The sequence below is a fragment of the Mycolicibacter virginiensis genome (assembly GCF_022374935.2).
GTDB classification, from domain to species: domain Bacteria; phylum Actinomycetota; class Actinomycetes; order Mycobacteriales; family Mycobacteriaceae; genus Mycobacterium; species Mycobacterium virginiense.
Map to the genome: position 1 here is coordinate 3,414,639 of NZ_CP092430.2, position 23,407 is coordinate 3,438,045.

Consider the following 23,407-nt stretch of genomic DNA (forward strand, 5'->3'; position numbering starts at 1 on the left):
GCGCCTGGGGGCCACTTTCTTTAGTAGCGGGGACAGGATTCGAACCTGCGACCTCTGGGTTATGAGCCCAGCGAGCTACCGAGCTGCTCCACCCCGCGTCGGTAAGTACGACACTACCCAACGGGTGCCCAAGCCGCCAAATCGCCTGGTCTGGCGTCGGCGCCGTCGCCCGACCGGTGCCGATTCATCTCGTCCTTGTCGGCCCAACCCCGCTATGCCATGCTGCATTCCGAGGCCACAACAGCGGGAGGGGCAACCGATGCCCGGATTTCTCGACAACGTCGGCCGCCTGCTCACCTACCGGATTCCCATCGGAGAGCTGATCGGCCTGGGCCTGATCCTCGGCACGCCGTATCTGACCATCGGATTGATCTGGACGCTGACCCACACCGCTGCGCTGCACGGCATGCGAGGCCTGGACCTCGTAGTGTCCATTCTTGGATCGATCGTGGCGTGGCCGGTGCTGCTGATCGCTAACGTCTGTATGCAGTGACCGCGAAGGGCAACGTCGCCCCGCAACAACGGAGGCCGCTCGAGATGATGTTTTTGGTACGGATCATCGATCTGGCCATGAGAATTCTCGGCGTCTCTCCCGAGTCACCATCCCCGCACGCGGCCGAGACCCGAATCCACATCGATCAGTACACGCCACGCTTCGACGATGGTCCCGTCGATCTCACTGAGGCGCTGGATTTTTGGTCTGCTGCCGCAGCAGCCGCCAACGTCGTCATGCAGTTGAGCCTGCCGGGAGTGGGCCACGGGGTCGTGGAGAGCCGGGTGGAATCCGGTGCCCTGATGGAACATCCATGGAAGAGGTTGCGCACCACCGCCCAGTACATGGCTGTCGCGGTGCTGGGCAACGCCGAGGAACGCGCTGCCTACCGTGACGCCGTCAACGTCGCACACCGGCAGGTTCGCTCCACCGCGGACAGCCCGGTCCAATACAACGCCTTCGATCCCAATCTGCAGTTATGGGTCGCCGCATGCCTATTCGTCTTCTACGAGGACACCTATCAGCTGCTGCGCGGCAAGATGACCCAGGCTCAGGCGGAGGGGTTCTATCACCACGCCTGGCCGCTCGGCACCACCTTGCAGGTCACCCCCGATCAGTGGCCGCCCACCCGCGCCGAATTCGACGCCTACTGGAACACCACCTGTCAGACATTGGAGATGGACGATATCGTCCGCGACTACCTCATGCGGCTGGTCGACCTGAAGATGATCAACCCGATCTTGCGGGCGCCCCTGGCGCCCCTGCTGCGGTTCCTGACTATCGGCTTTCTGGCACCGCTCTTTCGTGAGCGGCTCGGCGTGCCCTGGTCGCCGACCGAGCAACGCCAGTTCGAAAACCTCTTCCTGTTCGTATCATTCGTGAACCGCTTCATTCCCCGATTCATCCGAACCGTCAACTACACCGTGCTGATGGCCGACGTTCGCCGTCGCATCCGCCGAGACAAGGCACTGATCTGATGGCTGACCACGACGACGGCCTGGGACCCGACAGCATGCTGTGGCACTTCCTGGCCGACCGACGCTACCTGTTCGTGCTCCCCAGGGCGGTATGTCTGCTGCTGCTGCATCCCGGCATCGCCGCCGGCATCAACGAGCATGCTCTGATGCGCAAACGCATTTGGCTGCACAAGAAACGCACTTTCACCCAAGCCGTCAACTACGCCTATACCGACGTGGACATGCGGCCCCAGATGCGGTTCGCCCACGAGCATGTCAAGGGCGTCGACAGTCTCGGCCATAAGTACCACGCCCTGAATCCCGATACGTTCCACTTTCAGCACAGCGCCTATGTCGAGTCCCTCGTCGTCATGGTGAACACCTTCATTCGTCGGCTCGACGCCGACGAGCATGAGCAGCTCTACCAGGAGTGCTGCACCTGGTATCGCCGATACGGCGTATCAACCCGGCCGATGCCCGCGACCTGGCCGGAATTCGTCGAGTACTTCGAGGATTACTGCCGGTCGCACCTGGTGGCCGGTGAACACTTCGAGCCGTTCCGCGAGCAGATTTTCGCGCCCACCGATTGGTGGATGCGCACCGTCCCCCACCCGGCCATCCGCGCCCTGCAGCACCCCCGCGCCGTGGAACTCACCGGGATCACTGTCAGCGCCGCCGACCGATGGTCACTGCGACAGTTCGTCCGGTTGGCTCAGCTGTCCGCGCTGGCCCCCAGACATCACTGGAACGCCAAGGCACGCGCCGCACTCAGCACCGCGGCACAAAACGCGCCGACGACGCCGCTGGACGCCACGCGCCGCTGACACCACGCGGCGGTTGAACTGCTCCCCTATTTGGCGCTGTTGAACTTGGCCATCGCATCGTCGAGGCGTTGCAGCGCCGCACCGTAGGCGGCGAAGTCACCACGGTGTTGGGTGTCGCGCACCGCATTGAGCGCCGATTCGACCTCGCGCAGCGCCGCGGCTTTGGCCGGGGACAACGCGACCTCGGCAGCCGGGGGCGTCGGCACCGCCGCAACCGGCGGGGTCGCCGACGGGGGCGTCCCCTGCGCGGCAGCGCCGCCCTCGGTCGGCGCGATGTCGGTGGCCGCCGCACCGGCACCGGGCCCGAACAGGCCGGTGAGTGCGTCGGAGACCGTCGGCCCGTAGCCGATCTTGTCGTTGTACATCATCGCCACCCGGATGAGGCGCGGGTACGACGACGAGGCATCGCTGGAACCCGGTGAGGCATAGACCGGTTCGACGTAGAGCAGTCCGCCCTGCGCCACCGGCAGGGTCAGCAGATTGCCCCACCGGATGCGGTTCTGGTTGTCGCGCCCGATCACGCCGAGGTCTTGGCTGACCGTGGTATCGGTGGTGATCGCGTTATTGGCCAGCTTGGGCCCGTTGACCTGCCCGGGAATGGTGAGCACGGTGAGCTTGCCGTAGGTGTCTGGATCCGAGCTGGCGCTGATGTAGGCGGCCAAATAGTCACGCTTGAACCGGTTCATCGCGCTGGTCAACTGGAAAGACGCCGAATTGTCGTCCTTGGCAAGGTTCTTCGCGACGATGTAATACGGCGGCTGGAAGCTGCTGGCGGTCGGGTTGGGGTCCAGCGGCACGTCCCAAAAGTCCGAGGTGGAGAAGAAGGTCACCGGGTCGTTGACGTGGTACTTGGCCAGCAGCATCCGCTGCACCTTGAACAGGTCTTCGGGGTAGCGCAGGTGCTCGGCGAGCTCGGGTGAGATCTCGGACTTCGGTTTGACCGTGCCGGGGAACACCTGCATCCACGCCCGCAGCACCGGGTCCTGCTCGTCCTGGGCGTACAGGCTCACCGTTCCGTCGTAAGCGTCGACGGTGGCCTTGACCGAGTTGCGGATGTAGGACACTCGCCGGTCCGGCAACAGCCGGTTGAACTCGACTTCTTTGGAGTCCGCGGTCGCCGACGACAGCGACGTCAACTCCGAGTAGGGGTAGTTGTCCAGTGTGGTGTAACCGTCGATGATCCACACCAGGCGCTTGTTCACGATCGCCGGATACACCGTGGAGTCGGTGGTCAGCCACGGCGCCACCGCCTGCACCCGGCTGGCCGGGTCACGGTTGAACAGGATCTTGCTGTCCGCGCCGATGACGTTGGAGAACAAGAAGTTGCGCTCGGCAAACTTCGCGGCGAAAACGCTACGGGCCAACCAGTTTCCGACGTTCACACCACCGGTACCGGTGTAGGTGTAGTTCTTGGTCTCGGTGTTGGTCTCGTAGTCGTACTCACGATCGGCGCCGTTGCGGCCGACGATCGCGTAGTCGGCGGCGGTGTCGGCGATCACCGGCCCGTAGTAAACGCGCGGCTGGTCGAGTCGGGCCGGTCCGTCGGACACGACACCGCCGTTGGCACCGACGACGTTGGCCAAGAACTCCGGGTATCCCCCGTTCTGGTTGGGGTCGTTGGCGATACCGCGCACGGTGTTGGCCGGCGAGGCGATGAACCCGTTGCCGTGGGTGAACACGGTGTGCCGGTTGATCCAGTCGCGCTGGTTGTCGATCAGTCGATCCGGATTCAGCTCGCGGGCGGCGACCACATAGTCCCGCAGCTTGCCCTCGTCGTCGCGATAGCGGTCGATGGTGAGCTGGTCGGGGAAGAAGTAGAAGTTCTTGCCCTGCTGAAACTGGGTGAACGCGGGGCTGACGATGGTCGGGTCCAGCAGCCGGATGTTGGAGGTGGTGGCCGCATCGGCGCCCACCTGCGCGGCGGTGGCGCGCGCGTCACCGCGGTAGTCGCGGTAGGTGACCACATCCTCGGTCAGGCCATAGGCCTGCCGGGTTGCCGTGATCGAGCGGGAGATGTACTCGCTCTCCTTCTGCGCCGCGTTCGGCTTGACGCTGAACTGTTCGACGATCAGCGGCCAGCCAGCACCGACCACGACCGACGACAGCAGCAACAGCACCAAACCGATCGCCGGAATCTGCAAGTCGCGCAGCACGATCGCCGAGAACACTGCGACCGCGCAGATCAGTGCGATCGCCAGCAGGATCATCTTGGCCGGTAGCACCGCGTTGATGTCGGTGTAACCGGCTCCGGTGAACGGCTTGCCGGTGCGGGTGTGGCTGAGCAGCTCGTAGCGATCCAGCCAGTAGGCCCCGGCCTTGAGCAGCACCAGGGTTCCGATCAGGCTGACCACCTGGATGCGGGCCGGGCGACTCAGGGCGCCGGCCCGGCCGGACAGTCGGATACCGCCGAAGATGTAGTGCGTGGTCAGGTTCGCGATAGTGGCCAGACACAGCGTTGCCAGCAGCAACCCCACCACCAGCCGGTAGAACGGCAGGTCGAAGGCGTAGAAGCCCAAGTCTTTGCCGAACTGCGGGTCGTTGATCCCGAAGTCACCGCCGCGCAGGAACAGCTGAATACGCACCCAGTAGCTCTGCGCGACGATGCCCGCCAGCACACCGATGCTGGCCGGTATTCCGAATCCGAACAGCCGCAGCCGCGACAGCACCGTGGTCCGATACCGCGCCACCGGGTCGTTGACGCCGTTGCTGGGGACGAAGACCGGTCGGACCCGGAAAGCGGTGGCCATCGCGGCGAACACGATGCCGCCGACCAGCAACGCCACCACAACGAACGTGACCAGGCGGGTCAGCAATGTGGTGACGAACACCGAGCGGTAGCCCAGCTCGCCGAACCACAACCAGTCGACATAGCCGTCGATCAGCCGCGGCCCCAACAGCAGCAGCGCGATCACGACGAAGGCGCTGCCAACCATGATCCGGCTGCGCGCGGTCAATTTCGGCATCCTCGCAGTGGGCCGCATCCCCACGTGCCACGCTCCCTAGCTCAGTTGTTCCTGACGGCCCCACTGTAGCCAACGAACACTCAGCAAGAGGGCGGCTGACCTCCGTCGGTGATGGTTCGCAACGCGCCCACCGCCTGGGCGAGGCTGTCGACTTTGACCAGTTGCAGACCCTTGTCGTCGTTTCTGGCCTCGTAGCAGTTGTCGGCCGGGACCAGGAACACCGTCGCGCCGGCCTCGCGGGCCGCCATCATCTTGTGCGCGATCCCGCCGATCGCGTCGACCTGGCCGTTGGCCTTGATGACCCCGGTGCCGGCAACGAAGTTCGGCCCGGCCAGGGTGCCGTTGGTCAGCTTGTCCACGACCGCCAGCGAGAACATCAGCCCCGCCGACGGGCCGCCGATATTGGCCAGATTGAAGTCGATGGTGAACGGCGCCCACGGCGCATCGAGGACGGACACACCCAGGAATCCGTTGGCTCGGTCCTTGTTCTCTCCGAGCGTAATCCGCGCCGTGCCGGGTGCGGCGTTCTTGCGCCGGTAGTCGATGACGACCGTTTCGCCGGGCTTGGTGTCGGCCAGCCGCGCGGTGAACTGTTGCACGGTGTAGACCGGTTGGCCGTTGACGGCGTCCACGGCGTCGCCGCGCTGCAGCGCGCCGGCTGACGGCCCGGGGTCTTGGACGTCGGCGAGGGTTACCGCTGACGGGTAGCGCAAGTAGCCGAGCGCGGCGTACTCGGCACTCTGTTCGGACGCACGGAAGTCGGCGTCGTTGCTCTCGTCGACTTCCTGACGGGATTTGCCGGGCGGATAGACCAGGTCACGCGGCATGAGCTGTTCACGTCCGGACAACCACAGAGCCAACGCCTCCCCCAGCGTCAGACCGTCACGCTGGGAGACCGTGGTCATGTTGAGGTGGCCGGTCGTCGGGTGTGTGGTGGTCCCCTCGATGTCGACCACCTGCTTGCCGTCGATCGTGCCGAGGGTGTCGAACGTCGGACCCGGCCCCAACGACACGAAGGGCACCGTCACCGCCGTCAGCAGCACGCCGAACGCGACCACCGGCAGCACAGCCGCCAACAGCGTCAGAATCCGCCTGTTCACCCCGGGTATGGTAAACGGCCGCTGCCCAGGCGGTGACGGCCCGACCACCGGTGGCCCCGTGTCGTACCGCCGGACGTTGGCGGTGAGTACGGTTGTATCTATGGCTGATCTGCCCTTCGGTTTCTCTTCTGGGGACGACCCCGACCGCGAGCGAGGTTCCCGGCCCTCCGACCCGTTCGGGATGGGTGCTGGTTTCAACATGGCCGATCTGGGCCAGGTCTTTACCCAGCTCGGGCAGATGTTCAGCGGCGCCGGTCGGGTCAGCGCGGACGGCCGACCGGCCGGGCCGGTGAACTACGACCTGGCGCGACAGGTCGCGATCAAGTCGATCGGTTCGGTGGCGCCCGTCACCGCCTCAACCGCGACCGCCATCGGCGATGCGGTGCACCTGGCTGAAACCTGGCTCGACGGGGCGACTTCGTTGCCGGCCGGCACCACCAGTGGGGTCGCCTGGACGCCGGTGAACTGGGTTGAGCACACCATGACCACCTGGCAGCGACTGTGTGACCCGATGGCCGAACAGGTTTCGTCGGTGTGGGCGTCGGCGCTGCCGGAAGAGGCCAAGAGCATGGCCGGTCCGTTGTTGTCGGTGATGTCGCAGATGGGCGGATTGGCGTTCGGCTCCCAACTGGGCCAGGCGCTGGGACGGTTGTCCGGAGAGGTGCTGACCTCGACCGACATCGGCCTGCCGCTGGGGCCCAGCGGAGTGGCCGCGCTGCTGCCCGGCGCGATCGAGGAATTGGCCGGCGGCCTGGAGCAGCCGCGCAGCGAGATCGTCACCTTCCTGGCCGCCCGTGAGGCCGCCCACCACCGGCTGTTCACCCACGTGCCGTGGCTGTCCAACCAGCTGCTCAGCGCGGTGGAGGCCTACGCCCGGGGCATGAAGATCGATATCCGGGGCATCGAAGAACTGGCCCAGGGCTTCGATCCGGCGGCGATGACCGATCCCTCGGCGATGAACGAACTGCTCAACCAGGGCGTGTTCGAGCCGAAGTCGACCCCGGAGCAACTCGCCGCGCTGGAGCGCCTCGAGACCCTGCTGGCCTTGATCGAGGGCTGGGTTCAGACCGTGGTCAATGCGGCGCTGGGCGACCGGATCCCGGGCACCGCCGCGCTCTCGGAGATGCTGCGCCGCCGGCGCGCCACCGGTGGCCCGGCCGAGCAGACCTTCGCCACGCTGGTCGGTCTGGAACTGCGCCCGCGCAAGCTGCGCGAGGCCGCGGTGCTCTGGGAGCGGTTGACCACGGCGGTCGGCGCCGACGCCCGCGACAAGGTATGGCAGCACCCCGATCTGCTGCCCGAGTCCGCCGATCTTGACGAGCCGGCCGCATTCATCGACCGGATCATCGGCGGCTCCAGCGACATCGACTCGGCCATCGACCAGGCGATCGCGGAGTTTCAGCGCGAAGCCGGTAACCCCGACGACGCCGGCGACTGAGGCACGGCGCGCGGCCTAACGATCAGTTGCGTGCGGACCCTGGCCCGGCGGCTTCGGGTGGTGAGACGGCGTTCCGCCAAGCCAACGGATTGAGGTGGCGGTAGGGGTCCTCGGCGCGGACGTCGAGCAGCTCGGCCAAGATCTGCTCCAGCGACTGTTGAGTCTTGTCCCGCACGGTGGCAACCCATTTCTCGTTCGAGACGCGCGCTGGTTTGCTGGTGTCGATGGGGGCGCCGAAGCGCAGGTACATCCGCTGCGGTCGCGGAATGAGGGTCGGGCCGATGCCGTGCTGCAGAGGTATGGCCATGTCTGGGGGCCCTGAAAGCCGTCGGGACAGTGCGGTGCTGAACCGCTCCCAGCTGCCACCGCGACGACTCACACTCCGGTACACGTCGTCGCCTCCGACCAGCCCGACCGGCACGATCGGATAGTCGTGTTCGACTGCGAGGCGGGCGAATCCGGCGCGGCCCTGCCAGCGCAGCGTGTACTCCTCCCCCTTGAATTTGGGAATCTCGCGGCCTCCGCCCGGGAACACCAGGATGGGCTCGTTGCGGCGCATCAGTTCGCGGACGGGCTCCGGGGCGCCCACCAGTGCCCCCGCAGCGGCGAGCAGATCTCGGGCCGGGCCCCGCATGCGCCCGAACTGCCGATCCGTCAACGCCCGTACTCGTTGGCCGATCGCCCGCCGGACATGGAAGGGAATCAGCAGCGCTTCGATACTGACCTGAGTGTGGTTGCCCACCAAAAGAAATCGCCCATCACGAGGAAGATTCTCGAGCCCTTCGACGTAGGGGCGGTACGCCTCGACGACGGGCGTGACCGCGTCGGCGACGGCCTCCACTGCGCGCCGCATGGCTTCGACTCGCGGCGGATGGTTCAGGATCGCGTCAGTGTCTTGGAGGACGTGCATCTCCTCACATTACAGAACGAACTAGTTCGTATGGTTATGATCTTGCTGTGAGAAGAAGCGCCACCGAGCTGCGTGGTCAGATACTTGACGCTGCCCGCGCCGAGTTCGCTCGCCATGGTCTTGCCGGGTCACGCATCGATCGCATCGCCCGCGAGGCACACGCCAGCAAGGAACGTCTCTACGCCCACTTCGGCGACAAGGAAGCACTGTTTCGCGAAGTGGTGGACACCGACGTGGCAGCGTTCTATCGCTCGGTCACCCTGCGCCCCGACGCGGTGCCCGAATTCGCCGGCGACGTCTACGATTTGGGCAGAAACAGTCCCGAACACCTGCGCATGATCACCTGGGCCCGCCTAGAAGGACTGGCCCTCGACGAGCCCCACGCCGACGGGCAGGCGATCTTCCAGCACGCGGTCACCGCCATCGAAAGCGCCCAGACCGACGGGCACATCGACAGCTCCTGGGATCCCCTCGATCTGCTGGCGCTGCTGTTCGGTATCGGCCTGGCCTGGGCGCACTCCCCCGACCCGTACGAGTCCCTCACCGACCGCGCCGTCATCGCACGCCAACGCCGCGCCGCTGTGGAGGCCGCGCGGCGCATCGTTTCTGCCCCCTGTGGATGACGGGAGGATCGTCGCAGCCTGGCATGGCAGGGTCGCCCGCGTGACCAGCGTTGGTTCCGAGACCTGCACCTACGCCCTCGATCCGGCGCTGCCGGTGTTGCTGCGCCCCGACGGTGCGGTCCAGGTCGGCTGGGATCCACGGCGCGCTGTGCTGGTGCGACCTCCTCGCGGGCTGAGCACGGCGGCGCTGGCCACCGTCTTACGCACAATGCAGATCCCGACCACGGTGGCCGCGCTACGCCATGAAGCCGCACAACACGGCCCGGTGGACACCGCAGATCTGGACGACCTGCTGGTCTCGCTGGTGGCGGCTCGTGTCGCCGTGCGCGGCGCCGCCACCCGCCGTCAGTGCCGCACGGTCTCGCTGCGGGTGCACGGCCGCGGGCCGTTGTCGGATCTGCTGGTCGAGTCGCTGCGCTGCTCGAGCGCCGTGGTCCGGCACAGCAGTCATCCGCACGCCACGGTGAGCGCCGCCGGGACCGATCTGGTGGTGCTGGCGGACTACCTGGTTCCCGATCCGCGGTTGGTGCGTGAGCTGCACGCCGCGCGGGTCCCGCACCTGCCGGTACGGGTGCGCGACGGCACCGGCGTGGTCGGCCCGCTGGTCCTGCCGGGAGTCACCAGTTGTTTACGGTGCGCCGATCTGCACCGGCGAGACCGGGACTCCGCCTGGCCCGCAGTGGCCGCACAGCTACGCCACACCGCCGCCCACGCCGACCGGGCAACCGTGCTGGCAACGGCGGCGCTGGCGCTGAGCCAAGTCGACCGGGTGATCGCAGCGGTGCGCGGCGCTGCAACCCGCCCGGACCTGACTGCTCCTTCGACGCTGGACGCCACCCTGGAGCTGGATCTGGCCACCGGATCGATGATGAGACGGCGCTGGGTCCGCCACCCGCTGTGCGATTGCTGAGGTCTCATCCGGCACCGAAAATTGTCACCGCGGTGACCAGCACCACAACAACGTCATGGATGATGGACACGTGTCAGAAATTAAACGCGGAAGCGCAGCGCGCAATGCGAAGCTGGCCAGCCTGCCCGTCGGCTTCGCCGGTCGGGCAGCACTCGGGCTCGGGAAGCGGCTAACCGGCAAGTCCAAGGACGAGGTCACCGCCGAGCTCATGGAGAAGGCGGCCAACCAGCTGTTCACGGTCTTGGGTGAGCTCAAGGGCGGCGCCATGAAGGTGGGCCAGGCTCTGTCAGTGATGGAGGCGGCCATCCCCGAGGAGTTCGGCGAGCCCTACCGGGAGGCGCTGACCAAGCTGCAGAAGGATGCTCCGCCGCTGCCCGCGGACAAAGTGCACCGGGTGCTCGATGCCCAGCTGGGCACCAAGTGGCGGGAGCGCTTCACCGAATTCGACGACACCCCCATCGCCTCAGCCAGCATCGGACAGGTGCACAAGGCGGTGTGGGCCGACGGCCGTCCCGTAGCGGTCAAGATCCAGTACCCCGGCGCCGATGAGGCGCTGCGCGCCGATCTCAAGACGATCCGGCGGTTGACCGGCATCTTCAAGCAGCTGGCCCCCGGCGTGGACGTCAAGGGCGTCATCGACGAGCTGATCGAACGCACCGAGATGGAGCTGGATTACCGGCTGGAGGCCGACAACCAGCGCATCTTCGCCAAGGCCTACGCCGGCCACCCGCACTTCCACATCCCCAACGTCGTGGCCAGCGCCCCCAAGACGGTGATCCAGGAGTGGATCGACGGCGTCGGCATGGCCGAGATCATCCGCAACGGCACCGTCGAGCAGCGTGACCTGATGGGCACCCGGCTGGCCGAGTTCACCTGGGACGCCGCCCGCCGGCTGGAGCTGATCCACGGCGACGCCCACCCGGGCAACTTCATGCTGCTGGCCGACGGCCGGATGGGCATCATCGACTTCGGAGCGGTGGCGCCGATGCCCGGCGGGTTCCCCCCGGAACTGGGCGCCGCGGTGCGCTACGCCCGGGACAAGGACTACGAGAAGGTCATCGCGGTCATGCGCCAGGGCGGCTTCATCCAGAAGGGTCAGAACGTCTCGGTGCGCGAGATCGACGAGATGCTGCGCCAGTACGTCGAGCCCGTCGAGGTCGAGGTGTTCCACTACAGCCGCAAGTGGCTGATGCGGATCGCCGGCAAGCAGCTGGAGCGCCCCGTCGAGCAGCTCAAGACCGCGCGTCAGCTGGATCTGCCGCCAAAACTCGCGATGCCGATGCGGGTGCTCGGATCCACCACGGCGATCATGTGTCAGCTCGATGCCCACGTACCGGTCAAGCGGCTCTCCGAGGAATTGGTGCCGGGCTTCACCGATCCCGAAGACATCGCGGTCGGTCCATCGGCCTGACGCTGCGGCCGTTTACGCGGCCACCGGCTCCTTACGCGGACGTCCGCGGGGTCGCTTGCGGCCGATGACGCTGCCCCGGTCAAGGATTTCACCGCCCCACACGCCCCACGGCTCGGCGCGTTGCAACGCCGCCGCCAGGCACTGCTGGCGGATCGGGCACTGAGCACACCGTGCCTTGGCCCGCTCCAGATCGGCCGGGTCGTCGGCGAACCACAGGTCGGGATCGCTGTTACACGGCAACTTCAGGGTTCTCGACATGGTGTGTACCTGCTTTCCGGTCGGTTCGTGGGGTTCGAATCCGGGGCCGGTCGGCGGGCTGCCGAGCAAAAATAATGGCCACGGATCCTGGTGGGTCCGTGGCCATCGGGGGCGGGGGCTGCGGTTAGGGCGAACCCCGATGCACGGACGCGTCTACGGCGGCGGCGGCAACTGCGTGGCGAAGACGCAGTACCGCCGCCTCGGCAGCGGCGGCATGGCGCGCGCCGGCTACCAACGGGACGCTGATCGTGGTCATGGCATCCGAGGTTAGCCGCTCGGCCCACCGACCCACAACCGAATTAACGCCGCCAGTGGCAGGACCCCGGGTTCAACCCCGGCTGCGGACCAGCTCCAACACATCGGAGCCGAACTGTTCCAGCTTGCGCGCGCCGATGCCCGGGATAGCCACCAATGCGGCCTCGTCGCCAGGCAGCATCTCGGCGATCGCAGTCAGGGTGTTGTCGGAAAAGACAATGTAGGCAGGCACTTTCAGCTCGGTGGCGGTGCGCAGGCGCCAGTCCTTGAGCGCCACCAGCAACTCGGTGTCGACGTCGGCGGCGCAGGTCTCGCAGCGGCTGAGCATGATGGCCGCCGGGGTGGCCAGCGCCTTGTTGCAGATGCGGCAATACTTCGGGGCGCCACGGGCCCGGCGCTTGGTGGATGTACGCGAATCCGACTGCGGCACCGCGCCATCAATACCGCTCAAGAACCGCGACGGCTTGCGGCCGGCCCGCCCGCCCGGAGCGCGGGCCAGCGCCCAGCTCAGCGTCAGGTGGATCCGGGCCCGGGTGACGCCGACATAGAGCAGTCGGCGTTCCTCTTCGACGGCCTCGCTGTCCGCGCCGTGCGCCAGGGCGTGCGAGATCGGCAGGGTGCCATCGGCAAGGCCCACCAGAAACACCGCATCCCACTCCAGACCCTTGGCGGCGTGCAGCGATGCCAGGGTGACGCCCTGCACGGTCGGCGGGTGCCGGGAGTCGGCACGCATCCGCAGCTCGGTCAACAGCGCCGGAAGGTCCAGGTCGGGGCGTTGGGCCACCTCGTCATCGACCAGTTCGGCCAGCGCACCGAGGGCCTCCCAACGCTCGCGCGCCTTGGCACCGGTCGGGGGCTCGGTGGTCAGGCCCAGCGGTGCCAGGACACCACGGACGAGCTGCGGCAGCGGCCCGTCGGCGCCGCGTTCGGCTGCTCGTTCGGAGGCCCGCTGCAGGGCGACCAGCGCCTGACGGATCTCCTGGCGAGTGAAGAACCCCTCGCCGCCGCGCACCTGATAGGCAATGCCGGCCTCGGTGAGCGCCTCCTCGTAGACCTCGGACTGCGCGTTGATCCGGTACAGCACGGCGATCTCGGCCGGTGCGGTGCCGTCGTGGATCAGCCGGGCGATGGACTTGGCCACCGCTGCGGCCTCGGCGACCTCGTCGGGATGCTCCCGGAACGTCGGCGTCGGGCCGGACTCACGCTGGCCGATCAGCTTCAGCTTGCTGCCGGCCACCCTCCCACGCGCGGCAGCGATCACCCGGTTGGCCAACGACACCACCTCGGGCGTGGACCGGTAATCCCGTTCCAGGCGCACCAGCGCGGCCTCGGGAAATCGGCGGGTGAAGTCCAGCAGATAGCGCGGCGAGGCGCCGGTGAACGAATAGATGGTCTGGTTGGCGTCGCCGACCACGGTCAAGTCGTCACGGTCGCCCAGCCAGGCCGATAACACCCGCTGCTGCAGCGGCGTGACGTCCTGGTATTCGTCGACGACGAAGCAGCGGTAGCGGTCCCGGAACTCGGCGGCCACCGCCGCGTCGTTCTCGATCGCGGCGGCGGTGTGCAGCAGCAGATCGTCGAAATCGAGCATCGCCACTTCACCGCGGGCCTTCAGCGCCTCGTAACCGGCGTAGACCTCGGCCAGCTTCGCCGCATCCAGCGGAATATCCCGGCCGTCCGCGGCCACCGCCGCGGGGTACTGCTCCGGCCCGATCAGGGAGGCCTTCGCCCACTCGATCTCGCCGGCCACGTCGCGGACGTCGTCATTGCTCAACCGCAGCCCCGCGTGGCCGGCGGCGCGGGCCACCACCCCGAATTTGCGGTCCAGCAGTTCCCAGCCGGTGTCACCGACCACCCGCGGCCAGAAATAGCGCAACTGCCGCCGGGCGGCGGCGTGAAAGGTCAGCGCCTGCACTCCGCCGACCCCGGCGGCCGCCCCCGCCCCGGCCGCCGCTCCCAGTGCGCGCAGCCGTGACCGCATCTCGCCGGCGGCACGCTGGGTGAACGTGACTGCCAGTACCTGTCCGGGCGCGACGTGACCGCCGGCGACCAGCTGGGCGATGCGGTGGGTGATGGTGCGGGTCTTGCCGGTCCCGGCGCCGGCGAGCACGCACACCGGGCCGCGCGGCGCCAGTACCGCAGCGCGCTGCTCCTCGTCGAGGCCGGCGATGAGCGCATCCATGCGTCCATCTTGGCAGGCACCCCCGACGGGCCCCGACGCCGATTCGGGAATCATCGAGCGACCTATTAGGTTTGGGGAGTTATGAACCAGCTCGTCATGTACACGACCCAGTGGTGCGGCTACTGCCGGCAGCTCAAGGCCTCGTTGAAGAACCTCGGGATCGACTACGAGGAGATCGACATCGAGCTGGACCCCACTGCCGCGGAGTTCGTCAGCTCAGCCAACGGCGGCAACCGCACGGTGCCGACGCTGCGTTTCCCCGACGGCTCGACGCTCACGAACCCGACCGGGCGTGAGGTCAAGGCGAAGCTGGAGCGCCTCGGCGGCTAGCCCCGTCAGCTCGCTTCAGCCCAGGACTCGATGATGGTGCGGGCGATCGAGATCGAGCCGGGCAGCAGGAGTTTGGCGTCGGGGTCGCCGCTGTTCCAGGTCCCGGCGGACAACGCGGCCCGCACTTCGTCGCGGGTGAACCATGCCGCCTCGGTGATCTCGCCGTCGCTGAAGACGAAGGTCTGCCCCGGGTCGGCCACGGCGTGGAAGCCGACCATCAGCGACCGCGGGAACGGCCACGGCTGGCTACCGAGATAGGTCACGTCACGCACGGCCAGCCCGACCTCTTCGTGAACCTCGCGGACCACGCAGGTCTCGAATGACTCGCCGGCCTCGACGAACCCGGCCAGCAGTGAGAACATCCGGACCGGCCAGTTGTGCTGGCGGGCCAGCACGACACGGTCGGCGCCGTCGTGCACCAGACAGATCACGGCCGGGTCGATGCGCGGGAATTCCTCCACACCGGTGACCGGGTTGGCCCGCGCCCAGCCGCCGCGCACCGGCTTGGTCGGCGTGCCGTCGACGGCCGAAAACCGGGCGTGGTCGTGCCAATTCAGCAGTGCGATGGCAGAGGACACCAACTGGGCGCTGACGTCGTCGAAGATGTCACCGGTGGCACGGATGTCGAGCACCGAGACGTCGGCCCCGGTCGGCGCCTGTAGCGCGCCGCGGACCGCCCAGACGTGCCGACCGTCCTCGACACGACCCAGAAACACCGCATCCGATGGCGGTTTATCGGCCAGGTCACTGGCCTCGTGCAGCACCACCCGGCCGCCGGCGACCAATACCTGGTTACGGGGATCAACGCGCAGCAGCGCGGCGGACGACCAGCCGGCGACGGCCGCGTCGGTGTCGGTACGCAACTGGTCGGCTCGATCAGCCCCGACGCGTGAGAGCAGGGGCACCTGCCGCAGCTGGAAGTTGCCCATCATTCCTCCCCGCGCCGACGCGCCGCGACCGTCACTGGGTGGCCACCGTACGCACGTAGAGCAGCCGGTCACCGGCCTCGATCACATCGACCTCCGGTGCATCCAGTCGCAGCAGCCGACCCTCGCGCACCAGGGCGAGGACTATCTCGTTGAGATGCTTGGCCGATCCGCCGACTTCCTGCTGCTCCACCTCACGCTCGGCGATGGCGTAGCCGGCGTCGGGGGTGAGCAGGTCCTCGATGATCTCGACCACCCGGGGCGTGGTGGTGGCGATGCCGAGCAAGCGTCCGGCGGTCTCCGAGGACACCACGACCGAGTTGGCGCCGGACTGCTCCAGCAGGTGCTGGTTCTCGGCTTCCCGAATGGACGCCACGATGGTGGCCTGCGGGGCGATCTCGCGGGCGGTCAGCGTCACCAACGCCGCCGTGGCGTCGGAGCCGGTGGCCACCACGATCGCCGACGCACGCTGGGCGCTGGCCAGCCGCAGCACATCCGAGCGGGTCGCATCGCCGTCGACGGTCACCAACCCGGCGGTCTTGGCGCGTTCGAGCACGGCTCGGTCGTTGTCCACCACCACGATGTCGCTCGGGGTGGTCTCGTCGTCGCCGAGCATCGCCGCGATCGCGGTCTTGCCCTTGGTTCCGTATCCGATGACGATGGTGTGGTCTTTCACTCTCTTCCTCCAACGCTGAATGCGGAACGCCTGCTGGGAGGTCTCGGTGAACGCCTCAACGGTCGTTCCGACCAGCAAGATCAAGAAGGCGATCCGCAGCGGGGTGATGACCAGCACGTTAATCATGCGGGCGAACTCGGTGACGGGCGTGATGTCGCCGTATCCGGTGGTCGACAGCGTCACCGCCGAGTAGTAAAGGCAATCCAGGAAGGTCAGCCGGTCGCCCTGCACGTCCTGGTAGCCATCGCGGTCGACGTAGACGAACAGCGTGGACACCAGCAGCGCCGCCAGCGCGATCAGACTTCGGCGGTAGACGGTGCGGCCGGGACTGGACTGCCCGTGCGGCATGCGCAACACGCCGACGAGCGCATAACTGGGTTGGGCGGTCAGCGTCTCGTCAAGACGCCGCAACCGCCGCCAGCTAGCTCCTGCCACGACGGGCGGTCATCGGTCAGCCTGACGCACGGACCCACTGTAACCACACCCATCGTCAGGCGTTGAGCAGCGCGGCCAGGTCAGCCAGTTCGGGCAGCTCGTCGGCGATGACGGTGGTCCCGGAACGCACATAGTGGAAGGCGGCTCGTACCTGCGATGCCGGGCAGCCGGTCAACGCCGCCCAGGCAAGCCGGTAGACGCCGAGCTGGACAGCCGCGTGCCGGCGCGCGTCAGGCCCGTCGGGGGGCGTTCCGGTCTTCCAGTCCACCACGGTGACGCCGCCGTCGCGCTCGACGAACACCGCGTCGATCCGACCGCGCACCACTCGGCTGCCGATGACCATCTCGAACGGCACCTCGACGGCGGTGGGAGTACGGGCTGCCCAGGGCGATTCCAGGAACGCCGCCTGCAGACGGGCCAGCTCCTGCGCATCGGCGCGGGCGGTGTCGGCGTCGGCGGCGCCGGGTAGATCTTCAAGTTCGAAGAGCCGCTCGGCGCCATAGAGTCGCTGAACCCAATCGTGAAATGCGGTGCCCAACAACGCATGCGGGTCTGGTCGAGCCGGGAGCCGGCGACTTAGACGCTGCCCCGCGCCATCGGGGTCACGGCTCAACTCGACCAGACCGCTCACCGAGAGCTGGTTGGGCAGGGTGCGGGTCTGCTGGGTTGCGGCCGTGGCTCGCTCTGCCAGCAGGGCGTCCACGTCGGCGGCCCACCGGCTAGCCGAGGGCGTGTCGTCCTGGGGTTCGCCGGCCTGCAGTTTCGCGGCGACCAGTGCCGCGCCGCGTTCGACATCACCGCGGCGGCCGTCCAGCGGGTCAGCGGGCCACACTCCTTCATTTGCGGTGTCGCACAACGGATTTTTCTCTCCGTCAGCCGGCGCCTGCGCCCAGTGCTCGACCGTCCCGCAGGGCGTCCCCTCATCGGCTGAGCTGTCGATCACCGCCTTGATCTCGGCGAGGAAATCCGACGGCCCGCGCGGCTTGGCCTCGCCCTGCCCCCAGTGGTGGCCAGAGATCAGCAGGGTGTCTTCGGCTCGGGTGACAGCGACGTAGAGCAGCCGCCGCTCTTCGTCGACGCGCCGCTGATCCAAGCGGCGCTGATGTTCGGAGATGGCGTCGGACAGCTGTTTTCGGTTGGTGACCGCGTCAGTGTCGAGCAGCGGGACGCCGTGATCGCCGGGTTCATGCGGCGGTCCCAGCTTCGCCTCTCCTCCGTCGAACCTCGCTGAACCGCCGGGTTCATGCGGCGGTCCCAGCTTCGCCTCTCCTCCGTCGAACCTCGCTGAACCGCCGGGTTCATGCGGCGGTCCCAGCTTCGCCTCTCCTCCGTCGAACCTCGCTGAACCGCCGGGTTCATGCCGCGGTCCCAGCTTCGCCTCTCCTCCGTCGAACCTCGCTGAACCGCCGGGCCCAAACGGCTGCGCCCGGTCGCCGCGCAGCAGCGGCGGCAGTTCGGATGCGTCGGAGAGCCAGCTGCGTCGCGACGCGGTCGACGGGAAAACCCGCGCCACCAGGTGCGGTATCGCGACCACCTGCCATTCCAGCCCCTTGGCGGCATGCACGGTGAGGATCTGGACGCGGTCGGCAGCGACTGCTGGCGCTGCCGGCGCCAACCCGTTCTCCACCACGGCGGCGGCATCCAGGTAAGCCAGCAGACCCGGCAGCGCAGCCTGTGCCCCGGCACCCTCGGCGTAACCGGCCACCACATCGGCGAAGGCGTCGAGTTGTTCGGTACCCGCCGCACTTGCCGCCACCGGCTGCGCGGCGAGCACCTCGCAGTCCAGGCCTAGCACCCGGCGTACCTCGGCCACCAAATCGGGCAGCGGATGCCACAGATGGCCGCGCAGCAACGTCAGTTCTTCGGCGAGAGCGACGATGCGCCGGTACCCGACGGCCGAATAGCGCTCTGCCGGACCAGGATCGGCCAACGCATCGGCCAGACATGCGGTCTCCGAATCGGGCCCGGCCGTGGCCGCGATCTCCGCGGCCGATACCGGCGCACCGGACTGCTCGGGCCGGGCCAGCTCGGCGGCGCGTCGCCACAGCGCGGCGAGATCGGCGGCGCCGAACCGCCAGCGCGGCCCAGTCAGCACCCGCATCGCCGCCGCGCCGGCGGTCGGCTCCTGGATCAGCCGCAGCATCGCCACCAGGTCGGCCACCTCCGGCACAGACAGCAGCCCGGCCAGCCCCACCACTTCCACCGGCACGCCGCGGGCGCGGATCGCCTCGGCCAGGGGCGCTGCGTCGGCGTTGCGCCGCACCAGCACGGCGGCGGTGGGCGGATCCACCCCGTCGGCGTCGGCCTGCCGGTAGCACCGCTGCAAGGCCTCGGCGACCCATTCGTCTTCGGTGACGACGTCGGGCAGCAGGGCGACCCGCACGTCGCCGGGGGGCGCGGCCGGGCGCGGCCGGAGCGATTGCACCGTCACGGAACGCCGGCGTGCCTCCGCGGAGATCTCGTTGGCCAGGTGCAGCACCTCTGGCGGGTTGCGCCAGCTGGTCCGCAGCTCCAGGGTGGGCGCCGGACTGCCGTCGGAGAGCGGGAAGTCGGTGGCGAATCGGGGCAAGTTGGTCGCCGAGGCACCGCGCCAGCCGTAGATCGACTGGATCGGGTCACCCACCGCGGTCAGCGCCAGGTCGTCGTCGACACCGCCGCCGAACAGCGACGACAGGGCGATGCGCTGGGCGTGCCCGGTGTCTTGGTACTCGTCGAGCAGCACCACCCGGTAGGTTGCGCGCAACCGGGCGCCGACGGCCTCGTTGGATTCCGCCAGGCGCGCGGCAGTGGCCATCTGGGCGCCGAAATCCATTGCCCGTTCCGCCCGCATGCGCTGGTGCAGGGCCTCAATCAACGGCACCAGCTCGGCACGTTCGGTCTGAGTGTCGAGCATCTTGAGCAGCGACTGGTTGGGTTCGGCGCGCTGGCGCGGGCCCGGCGGCAGGGTGTGCACCAGCCGCTCCAGCTCCAGGTGCGTGTGGCGCAGTGCGTCGGTGTCCACCAGGTGTTCGGCGAGCTGGCCGGCCAGCCGCAACACCATCGCGGTGACCGCAGCGGGATCCCGGTCGGTGTCCAGCTCCCCGGGATAACCGCTGACCACGTCGAACGCCAGCTGCCACAGCCCGGTCTCGGTGAGCAGCCGGGTATCGGGCTCGATGCCGAGCAGCAGCCCGTGCTCGCGCAGCAGCGCGCCCGCGAAGGCGTGATAGGTGCTCACCACAGGTGTCGTGGCCGTGGCGCCGTCGATACCTTTCGCGCCGGATCTATCCGGTTCGGCCGCCATCAGTCCGGCGCCGGCCAACCGCGCCAACCGGGATCGAACCCGGCGCAGCAGTTGGCCGGCCGCCTTGCGGGTAAAGGTCAGGCCCAAGACCTGGCCAGGGTCGGCGTAGCCGTTCGCAACCAGCCACACCACCCGGGCGGCCATCGTCTCGGTCTTACCGGCACCCGCACCGGCAATCACCACCAGCGGCCCCGGCGGGGCGGCGATGACCGCGGCCTGCTCCTCGGTGGGCTGGTGCAACCCAAGCGCGGCCGCCAGTTCGGCGGGGTCGTAGCGGCCGCTCATGCGCCGCACCCACCGTTGTGGGCCGGGCAGATCGGCCGGACCGGGCAGTGCCGGCACCCGTCGTTGACCCGGGCGGTGAACTGCGGGCCGGCGGTGGCCGCGGCTGCCTGCGCGATCCGCTCCCGCCATTGCCCGCCGGTGTCGGGCGTGAGTGGGTCTTGTTCGCGCTCGGTGGCGCCGACCGTTCCGGGTTTGGCGGGATAGACCAGCCGGCCCCCGCCGGGCTGCTCCTCGGGCCCAATGAGCCCGGCTTCGACCGCCAGCTGGTAGACGGCCAACTGGGCGTGCTGTTGTGCGTCGTCCTTGCTCACCGGGGTCTTCGCGGTCTTGACGTCGACGACCACCAGCCGGCCGGCGGCGTCGCGTTCGACCCGGTCGATCCGGCCACGCAGCCGAACCCCGTCATCACCGACGTCGATCACTCCGTCGAAGCCGACCTCGGTGCCGACTTCGGTGAGGTCGCCACGGGTTTGGGACCGCCATGCCAGAAATGTCTCGATGATGGCGCGATGCCGGTCGAGTTCGTTGGCCGAGTACCACTGCGCCGTGAACGGCAGCCGCTGCCATGCCCGGCTCAGCTCGGCCTGCAGTTCTTGCTGGCTGCCCGCCGATTCGGCGACCAGCGCGTGTATCACCGATCCGATCGTCGAGCGCAGGTCGCGACCGTCGGTTCCGCCGTGGCGTTCGGCCAGCCAGCGCAGCGGGCAGTCCAGCAGGCTCTGCAGCGCCGACGGCGACAGGGTGACCGGTCCGTCGCCGGGTTGGCGAAGTGGCTCCTCGCTGCTCAACGGCGCCGCGCCATGCCAGCTCTGCGGATCGGCACCGGGCACCCCGGCCCGGGCAAGTCGGGCCAATTGCGTTGCAGCGTCAGCGCGTTCGGAGTCGCTGACCTCGGTCTCCGGTGCACAGACCACGGCACGCAGTCGGCCCACCAGCCCGGCCGCCGACAGCACCGGCGGGGCCACGACCGGTGGCGCCGGTGCTGTTGCGGCATCACCGGTGGCGCAAGCCGCGAGTTCGGCGAAGAACTCCGACGGGAGTTGTTCCTCGGTGCCGCCGTCTCCGTCGCCGTCGACAGCGGTGATGACCAGCCGGCGCCGTGCCCGTCCCAGCGCCGCCACCAACAGCCGGCGCTCCTCGGCGAGCAGCGGGGCCCGAGCCGAGACCTCTTCCCCGAAGCCGTGCAGGGTGTCCAGGAGCCGCTGGGTTCCCAGCACGCCGCCGCGCGGAACAGTATTGGGCCACAGTCCTTCCTGGACTCCGGCGATGACCACCAGATCCCATTCGCGCCCGAGTGCGGCGTGCGCACTGAGCACACCGACCGCCTCCGTGCCCATTGCGGACTCGACGCGGGGTGCCGCCAGTTGCATGGCGGTGACGTATTCGACCAGCCCGTTCAGGGTGGCACCGGCGGTGCGCGCCGCGTACTGCTCAGCCAGGTCGAACAGTGCGGTCACCGCGTCCAGATCCCGACCGGCTTGAGCGCCTGCCGTACCGCCGCGCTCGGCAGCCGAGAGCCAGCGTTGTTGCAGCCCTGAGCGATTCCAAGCCTGCCACAGTGTGTGGTGCGGGTCGCGGCCGTCGGCGTGGCTGCGGGCCGCGGCCTGCAACACCCCGCGAACCCGGCGCAGCGCGCGGCCGTGCGCGGCCGGCAGCTCACCCGCCGCGCCGGTGAGCACAGCCGCGAGACGGTCTCCGGGCTCATGCCGTTCATGCGGGGTTCCCGGACGGGCCGCGCCGCGGCGCAGGGTGCGTTGCAGTTGCCGCAGGGAGATCGGGTCCACGCGCCCGATCGGCCCACTGAGCAAGGCCAGCGCCCGAGTTCCGTCCACGACGTCAGCGGTGCACTCCAGCACCGTCAGCAAGGCGGCCACCGCGGGCTGTTCGGCCAGCAACCCACCACTGGCCGGCAACATGACCGGAATCCCGGCGGCAGCCAGGGTGCGGGGCAGCCGCGCGGCCGCCCGCGGCACCGACCGGACGATCACCGCCATCTGCGACCACGGCACCCCATCGATCAGGTGGGCGCGCCGCAAGGTGTCGGCGATCAGGGCGGCCTCGGCGTGGCTGCTGGCCGCGGTGCGCACGCTCACCGCTCCGGCATCGGGTCCGGTGCCCTCGATGCGACGCGTGGCGCTGGTCCCGGGCAGCCGCGCGGCGACGAAGCTGATTGCCTTGGCCACCGCCGGGGAGCAGCGGTGCGACGTCGTCAGCGTCACCACGGGCACCGCGGCTCCGTCGGGTTGCGCGTCGTCGCCCAGCAGGACGGTGGGTTCGGCACCGCGGAAACCGAACACCGCCTGATCGGGGTCGCCCGCGATCACCGTCCGGTGCACGCCGGCGGCAAGCACCCGCACCAACCGTGCCGCCTGCGGGTCGAGTTGCTGGGCGTCGTCGACCAGCAGTAGCCGGATCCGGCTACGTTCGTCGACGAGCAGATCCGGGTCGGTCGCGAAGGCCTCCAGCGCCGCCCCGACCAATTCCGCTGCGCCCAGCGCCGGCGTGGTCGCCTGGGGCGCCGCTGTACCGACCGCGGCGCGCAGCAGCATCACCTGTTCGTACTGCTGGGCGAACCGGCCCGCGGCCGTCCACTCCGGGCGGCGGCAGCGCTTGCCCAACCTGGTCAGCTCCGCCGGATCCACGCCCCGTTCGGCGCAGCGCGCCATCAAGTCCCGCAGTTCGGTGGCGAAGCCGTCGGTGGCCAGGGCCGCGTGCAGCGACGGCGGCCAGGCCCCGGCTCCGTCCCCGGCGAGCAGTTCCCGGATCACGCTGTCCTGTTCGGCGCCGGTGACCAGCCGTGGTGGGGTGGCCTCGGCCCGCCGGGCGGCGCGCTGCAGGACCGCGAAGGCATAGCCGTGCACCGTGCGCACCAGCGGTTCCCGGATCGCCTGGCCGCTGTCGGGCCCGCCGGCGGCCAGCAACGTCGCGGTCAGCGCTCCGCGGTCCGCCGCGGGAAGCCGGCCCGAGCCCGTGAGCAGCAGCACCGAATTCGCGTCCACGCCGGCGGCGACGTGGGCGTGGGCCACCTCCTCCAGCAGGCGGGTCTTGCCGGTGCCGGGTCCTCCGCGCACCTGCAAAACGCCACGCGCGCGCGGATCGAGTGCCGCGGCGGCCTGCGCGGCGGATGATCCCCAATCGTGTGGCATGCC

Annotated in this window: 18 protein-coding genes and 1 tRNA gene; 8 read left to right on the plus strand and 11 right to left on the minus strand. The window is 68.7% G+C overall.

From position 1 onward, the window contains the following. Nucleotides 1-24: 24 nt before the first annotated feature. Nucleotides 25-98: transfer RNA gene (locus MJO54_RS16565), tRNA-Met, on the minus strand. Between the two features lie 161 nt (nt 99-259). On the opposite strand from MJO54_RS16565, the gene MJO54_RS16570 reads away from it, so the two are divergent. The 3 genes from MJO54_RS16570 to MJO54_RS16580 all read left to right on the plus strand — a co-directional run bounded on the left by MJO54_RS16570 (nt 260) and on the right by MJO54_RS16580 (nt 2,273). Continuing rightward, entirely contained in the window at nt 260-493 is a 234-nt protein-coding gene (locus MJO54_RS16570; RefSeq protein WP_046285737.1) for a hypothetical protein, read from the plus strand. Nucleotides 494-570: 77 nt separating this feature from the next. Then, nucleotides 571-1,470, plus strand: a complete 900-nt coding sequence (locus tag MJO54_RS16575; RefSeq protein WP_046285741.1) for an oxygenase MpaB family protein — start codon at nt 571-573, stop codon at nt 1,468-1,470. Further along, a complete protein-coding gene (locus MJO54_RS16580; RefSeq protein ID WP_233428569.1) occupies nt 1,470-2,273 on the plus strand; it encodes an oxygenase MpaB family protein in 804 nt (267 codons plus the stop codon). The genes MJO54_RS16575 and MJO54_RS16580 overlap by 1 nt, the downstream gene beginning before the upstream one ends. Nucleotides 2,274-2,299: 26 nt before the next feature. Here MJO54_RS16580 and MJO54_RS16585 read toward each other — a convergent pair whose 3' ends face one another. Beyond that, complete coding sequence (locus tag MJO54_RS16585) at nt 2,300-5,260, minus strand: UPF0182 family protein (protein ID WP_240175196.1); 2,961 nt, start codon at nt 5,258-5,260, stop codon at nt 2,300-2,302. A 56-nt stretch (nt 5,261-5,316) separates the two neighbouring features. Then, complete coding sequence (locus tag MJO54_RS16590; protein WP_064887978.1) at nt 5,317-6,336, minus strand: YlbL family protein; 1,020 nt, start codon at nt 6,334-6,336, stop codon at nt 5,317-5,319. A 100-nt stretch (nt 6,337-6,436) separates the two neighbouring features. Here MJO54_RS16590 and MJO54_RS16595 point away from each other — a divergent pair, with 100 nt between their 5' ends. Beyond that, nucleotides 6,437-7,774, plus strand: coding sequence for a zinc-dependent metalloprotease (locus MJO54_RS16595; protein ID WP_046285733.1), 1,338 nt, complete (start codon nt 6,437-6,439; stop codon nt 7,772-7,774). A 22-nt stretch (nt 7,775-7,796) separates the two neighbouring features. Here the strand turns inward: MJO54_RS16595 and MJO54_RS16600 are convergent, their stop codons facing one another. After that, nucleotides 7,797-8,684: a lysophospholipid acyltransferase family protein gene (locus MJO54_RS16600; RefSeq protein ID WP_046285732.1), complete on the minus strand. Its 888-nt coding sequence runs from the start codon at nt 8,682-8,684 to the stop codon at nt 7,797-7,799. 47 nt (nt 8,685-8,731) lie between these two features. Here MJO54_RS16600 and MJO54_RS16605 point away from each other — a divergent pair, with 47 nt between their 5' ends. Genes MJO54_RS16605 through MJO54_RS16615 form a run of 3 tightly spaced genes read left to right on the plus strand, consistent with a single transcriptional unit; the run spans nt 8,732 to nt 11,628 of the window. Next, on the plus strand, nt 8,732-9,307 hold the full coding sequence (locus MJO54_RS16605; RefSeq protein WP_240175197.1) for a TetR/AcrR family transcriptional regulator: 576 nt from the start codon (nt 8,732-8,734) through the stop codon (nt 9,305-9,307). 40 nt (nt 9,308-9,347) lie between these two features. Continuing rightward, nucleotides 9,348-10,217: a TOMM precursor leader peptide-binding protein gene (locus tag MJO54_RS16610; protein WP_046285730.1), complete on the plus strand. Its 870-nt coding sequence runs from the start codon at nt 9,348-9,350 to the stop codon at nt 10,215-10,217. 55 nt (nt 10,218-10,272) lie between these two features. Continuing rightward, nucleotides 10,273-11,628, plus strand: coding sequence for a macrolide-binding ATPase MABP-1 (locus MJO54_RS16615; protein ID WP_046285729.1), 1,356 nt, complete (start codon nt 10,273-10,275; stop codon nt 11,626-11,628). Nucleotides 11,629-11,640: 12 nt separating this feature from the next. Here MJO54_RS16615 and MJO54_RS16620 read toward each other — a convergent pair whose 3' ends face one another. The 3 genes from MJO54_RS16620 to MJO54_RS16630 form a co-directional block, all read right to left on the minus strand. After that, nucleotides 11,641-11,886, minus strand: coding sequence for a WhiB family transcriptional regulator (locus MJO54_RS16620; RefSeq protein WP_046285740.1), 246 nt, complete (start codon nt 11,884-11,886; stop codon nt 11,641-11,643). A gap of 124 nt (nt 11,887-12,010) precedes the next feature. Beyond that, a complete protein-coding gene (locus MJO54_RS16625; RefSeq protein WP_256364670.1) occupies nt 12,011-12,142 on the minus strand; it encodes a hypothetical protein in 132 nt (43 codons plus the stop codon). Nucleotides 12,143-12,214: 72 nt separating this feature from the next. After that, a complete protein-coding gene (locus tag MJO54_RS16630; RefSeq protein WP_240175198.1) occupies nt 12,215-14,323 on the minus strand; it encodes an ATP-dependent DNA helicase UvrD2 in 2,109 nt (702 codons plus the stop codon). A gap of 81 nt (nt 14,324-14,404) precedes the next feature. Here MJO54_RS16630 and MJO54_RS16635 point away from each other — a divergent pair, with 81 nt between their 5' ends. Continuing rightward, the gene (locus tag MJO54_RS16635; RefSeq protein WP_046285727.1) at nt 14,405-14,653 is read left to right on the plus strand and encodes a mycoredoxin; all 249 of its coding nucleotides are present in this window, start codon (nt 14,405-14,407) and stop codon (nt 14,651-14,653) included. A 5-nt stretch (nt 14,654-14,658) separates the two neighbouring features. On the opposite strand, the gene nudC is transcribed toward MJO54_RS16635, so the two are convergent. Genes nudC through MJO54_RS16655 form a run of 4 tightly spaced genes read right to left on the minus strand, consistent with a single transcriptional unit; the run spans nt 14,659 to nt 23,404 of the window. Continuing rightward, the gene (nudC, locus tag MJO54_RS16640) at nt 14,659-15,585 is read right to left on the minus strand and encodes an NAD(+) diphosphatase (protein WP_109403019.1); all 927 of its coding nucleotides are present in this window, start codon (nt 15,583-15,585) and stop codon (nt 14,659-14,661) included. Nucleotides 15,586-15,613: 28 nt separating this feature from the next. Then, nucleotides 15,614-16,690 carry a potassium channel family protein gene (locus MJO54_RS16645; RefSeq protein ID WP_046285726.1) on the minus strand — a complete coding sequence of 359 codons (1,077 nt, stop codon included), beginning with the start codon at nt 16,688-16,690 and terminating at the stop codon, nt 15,614-15,616. 55 nt (nt 16,691-16,745) lie between these two features. Further along, complete coding sequence (locus MJO54_RS16650; protein ID WP_240175199.1) at nt 16,746-20,258, minus strand: ATP-dependent helicase; 3,513 nt, start codon at nt 20,256-20,258, stop codon at nt 16,746-16,748. Continuing rightward, on the minus strand, nt 20,255-23,404 hold the full coding sequence (locus MJO54_RS16655; protein WP_240175200.1) for an ATP-dependent helicase: 3,150 nt from the start codon (nt 23,402-23,404) through the stop codon (nt 20,255-20,257). Before MJO54_RS16655 ends, MJO54_RS16650 begins: the two co-directional genes overlap by 4 nt. Nucleotides 23,405-23,407: the final 3 nt, after the last annotated feature.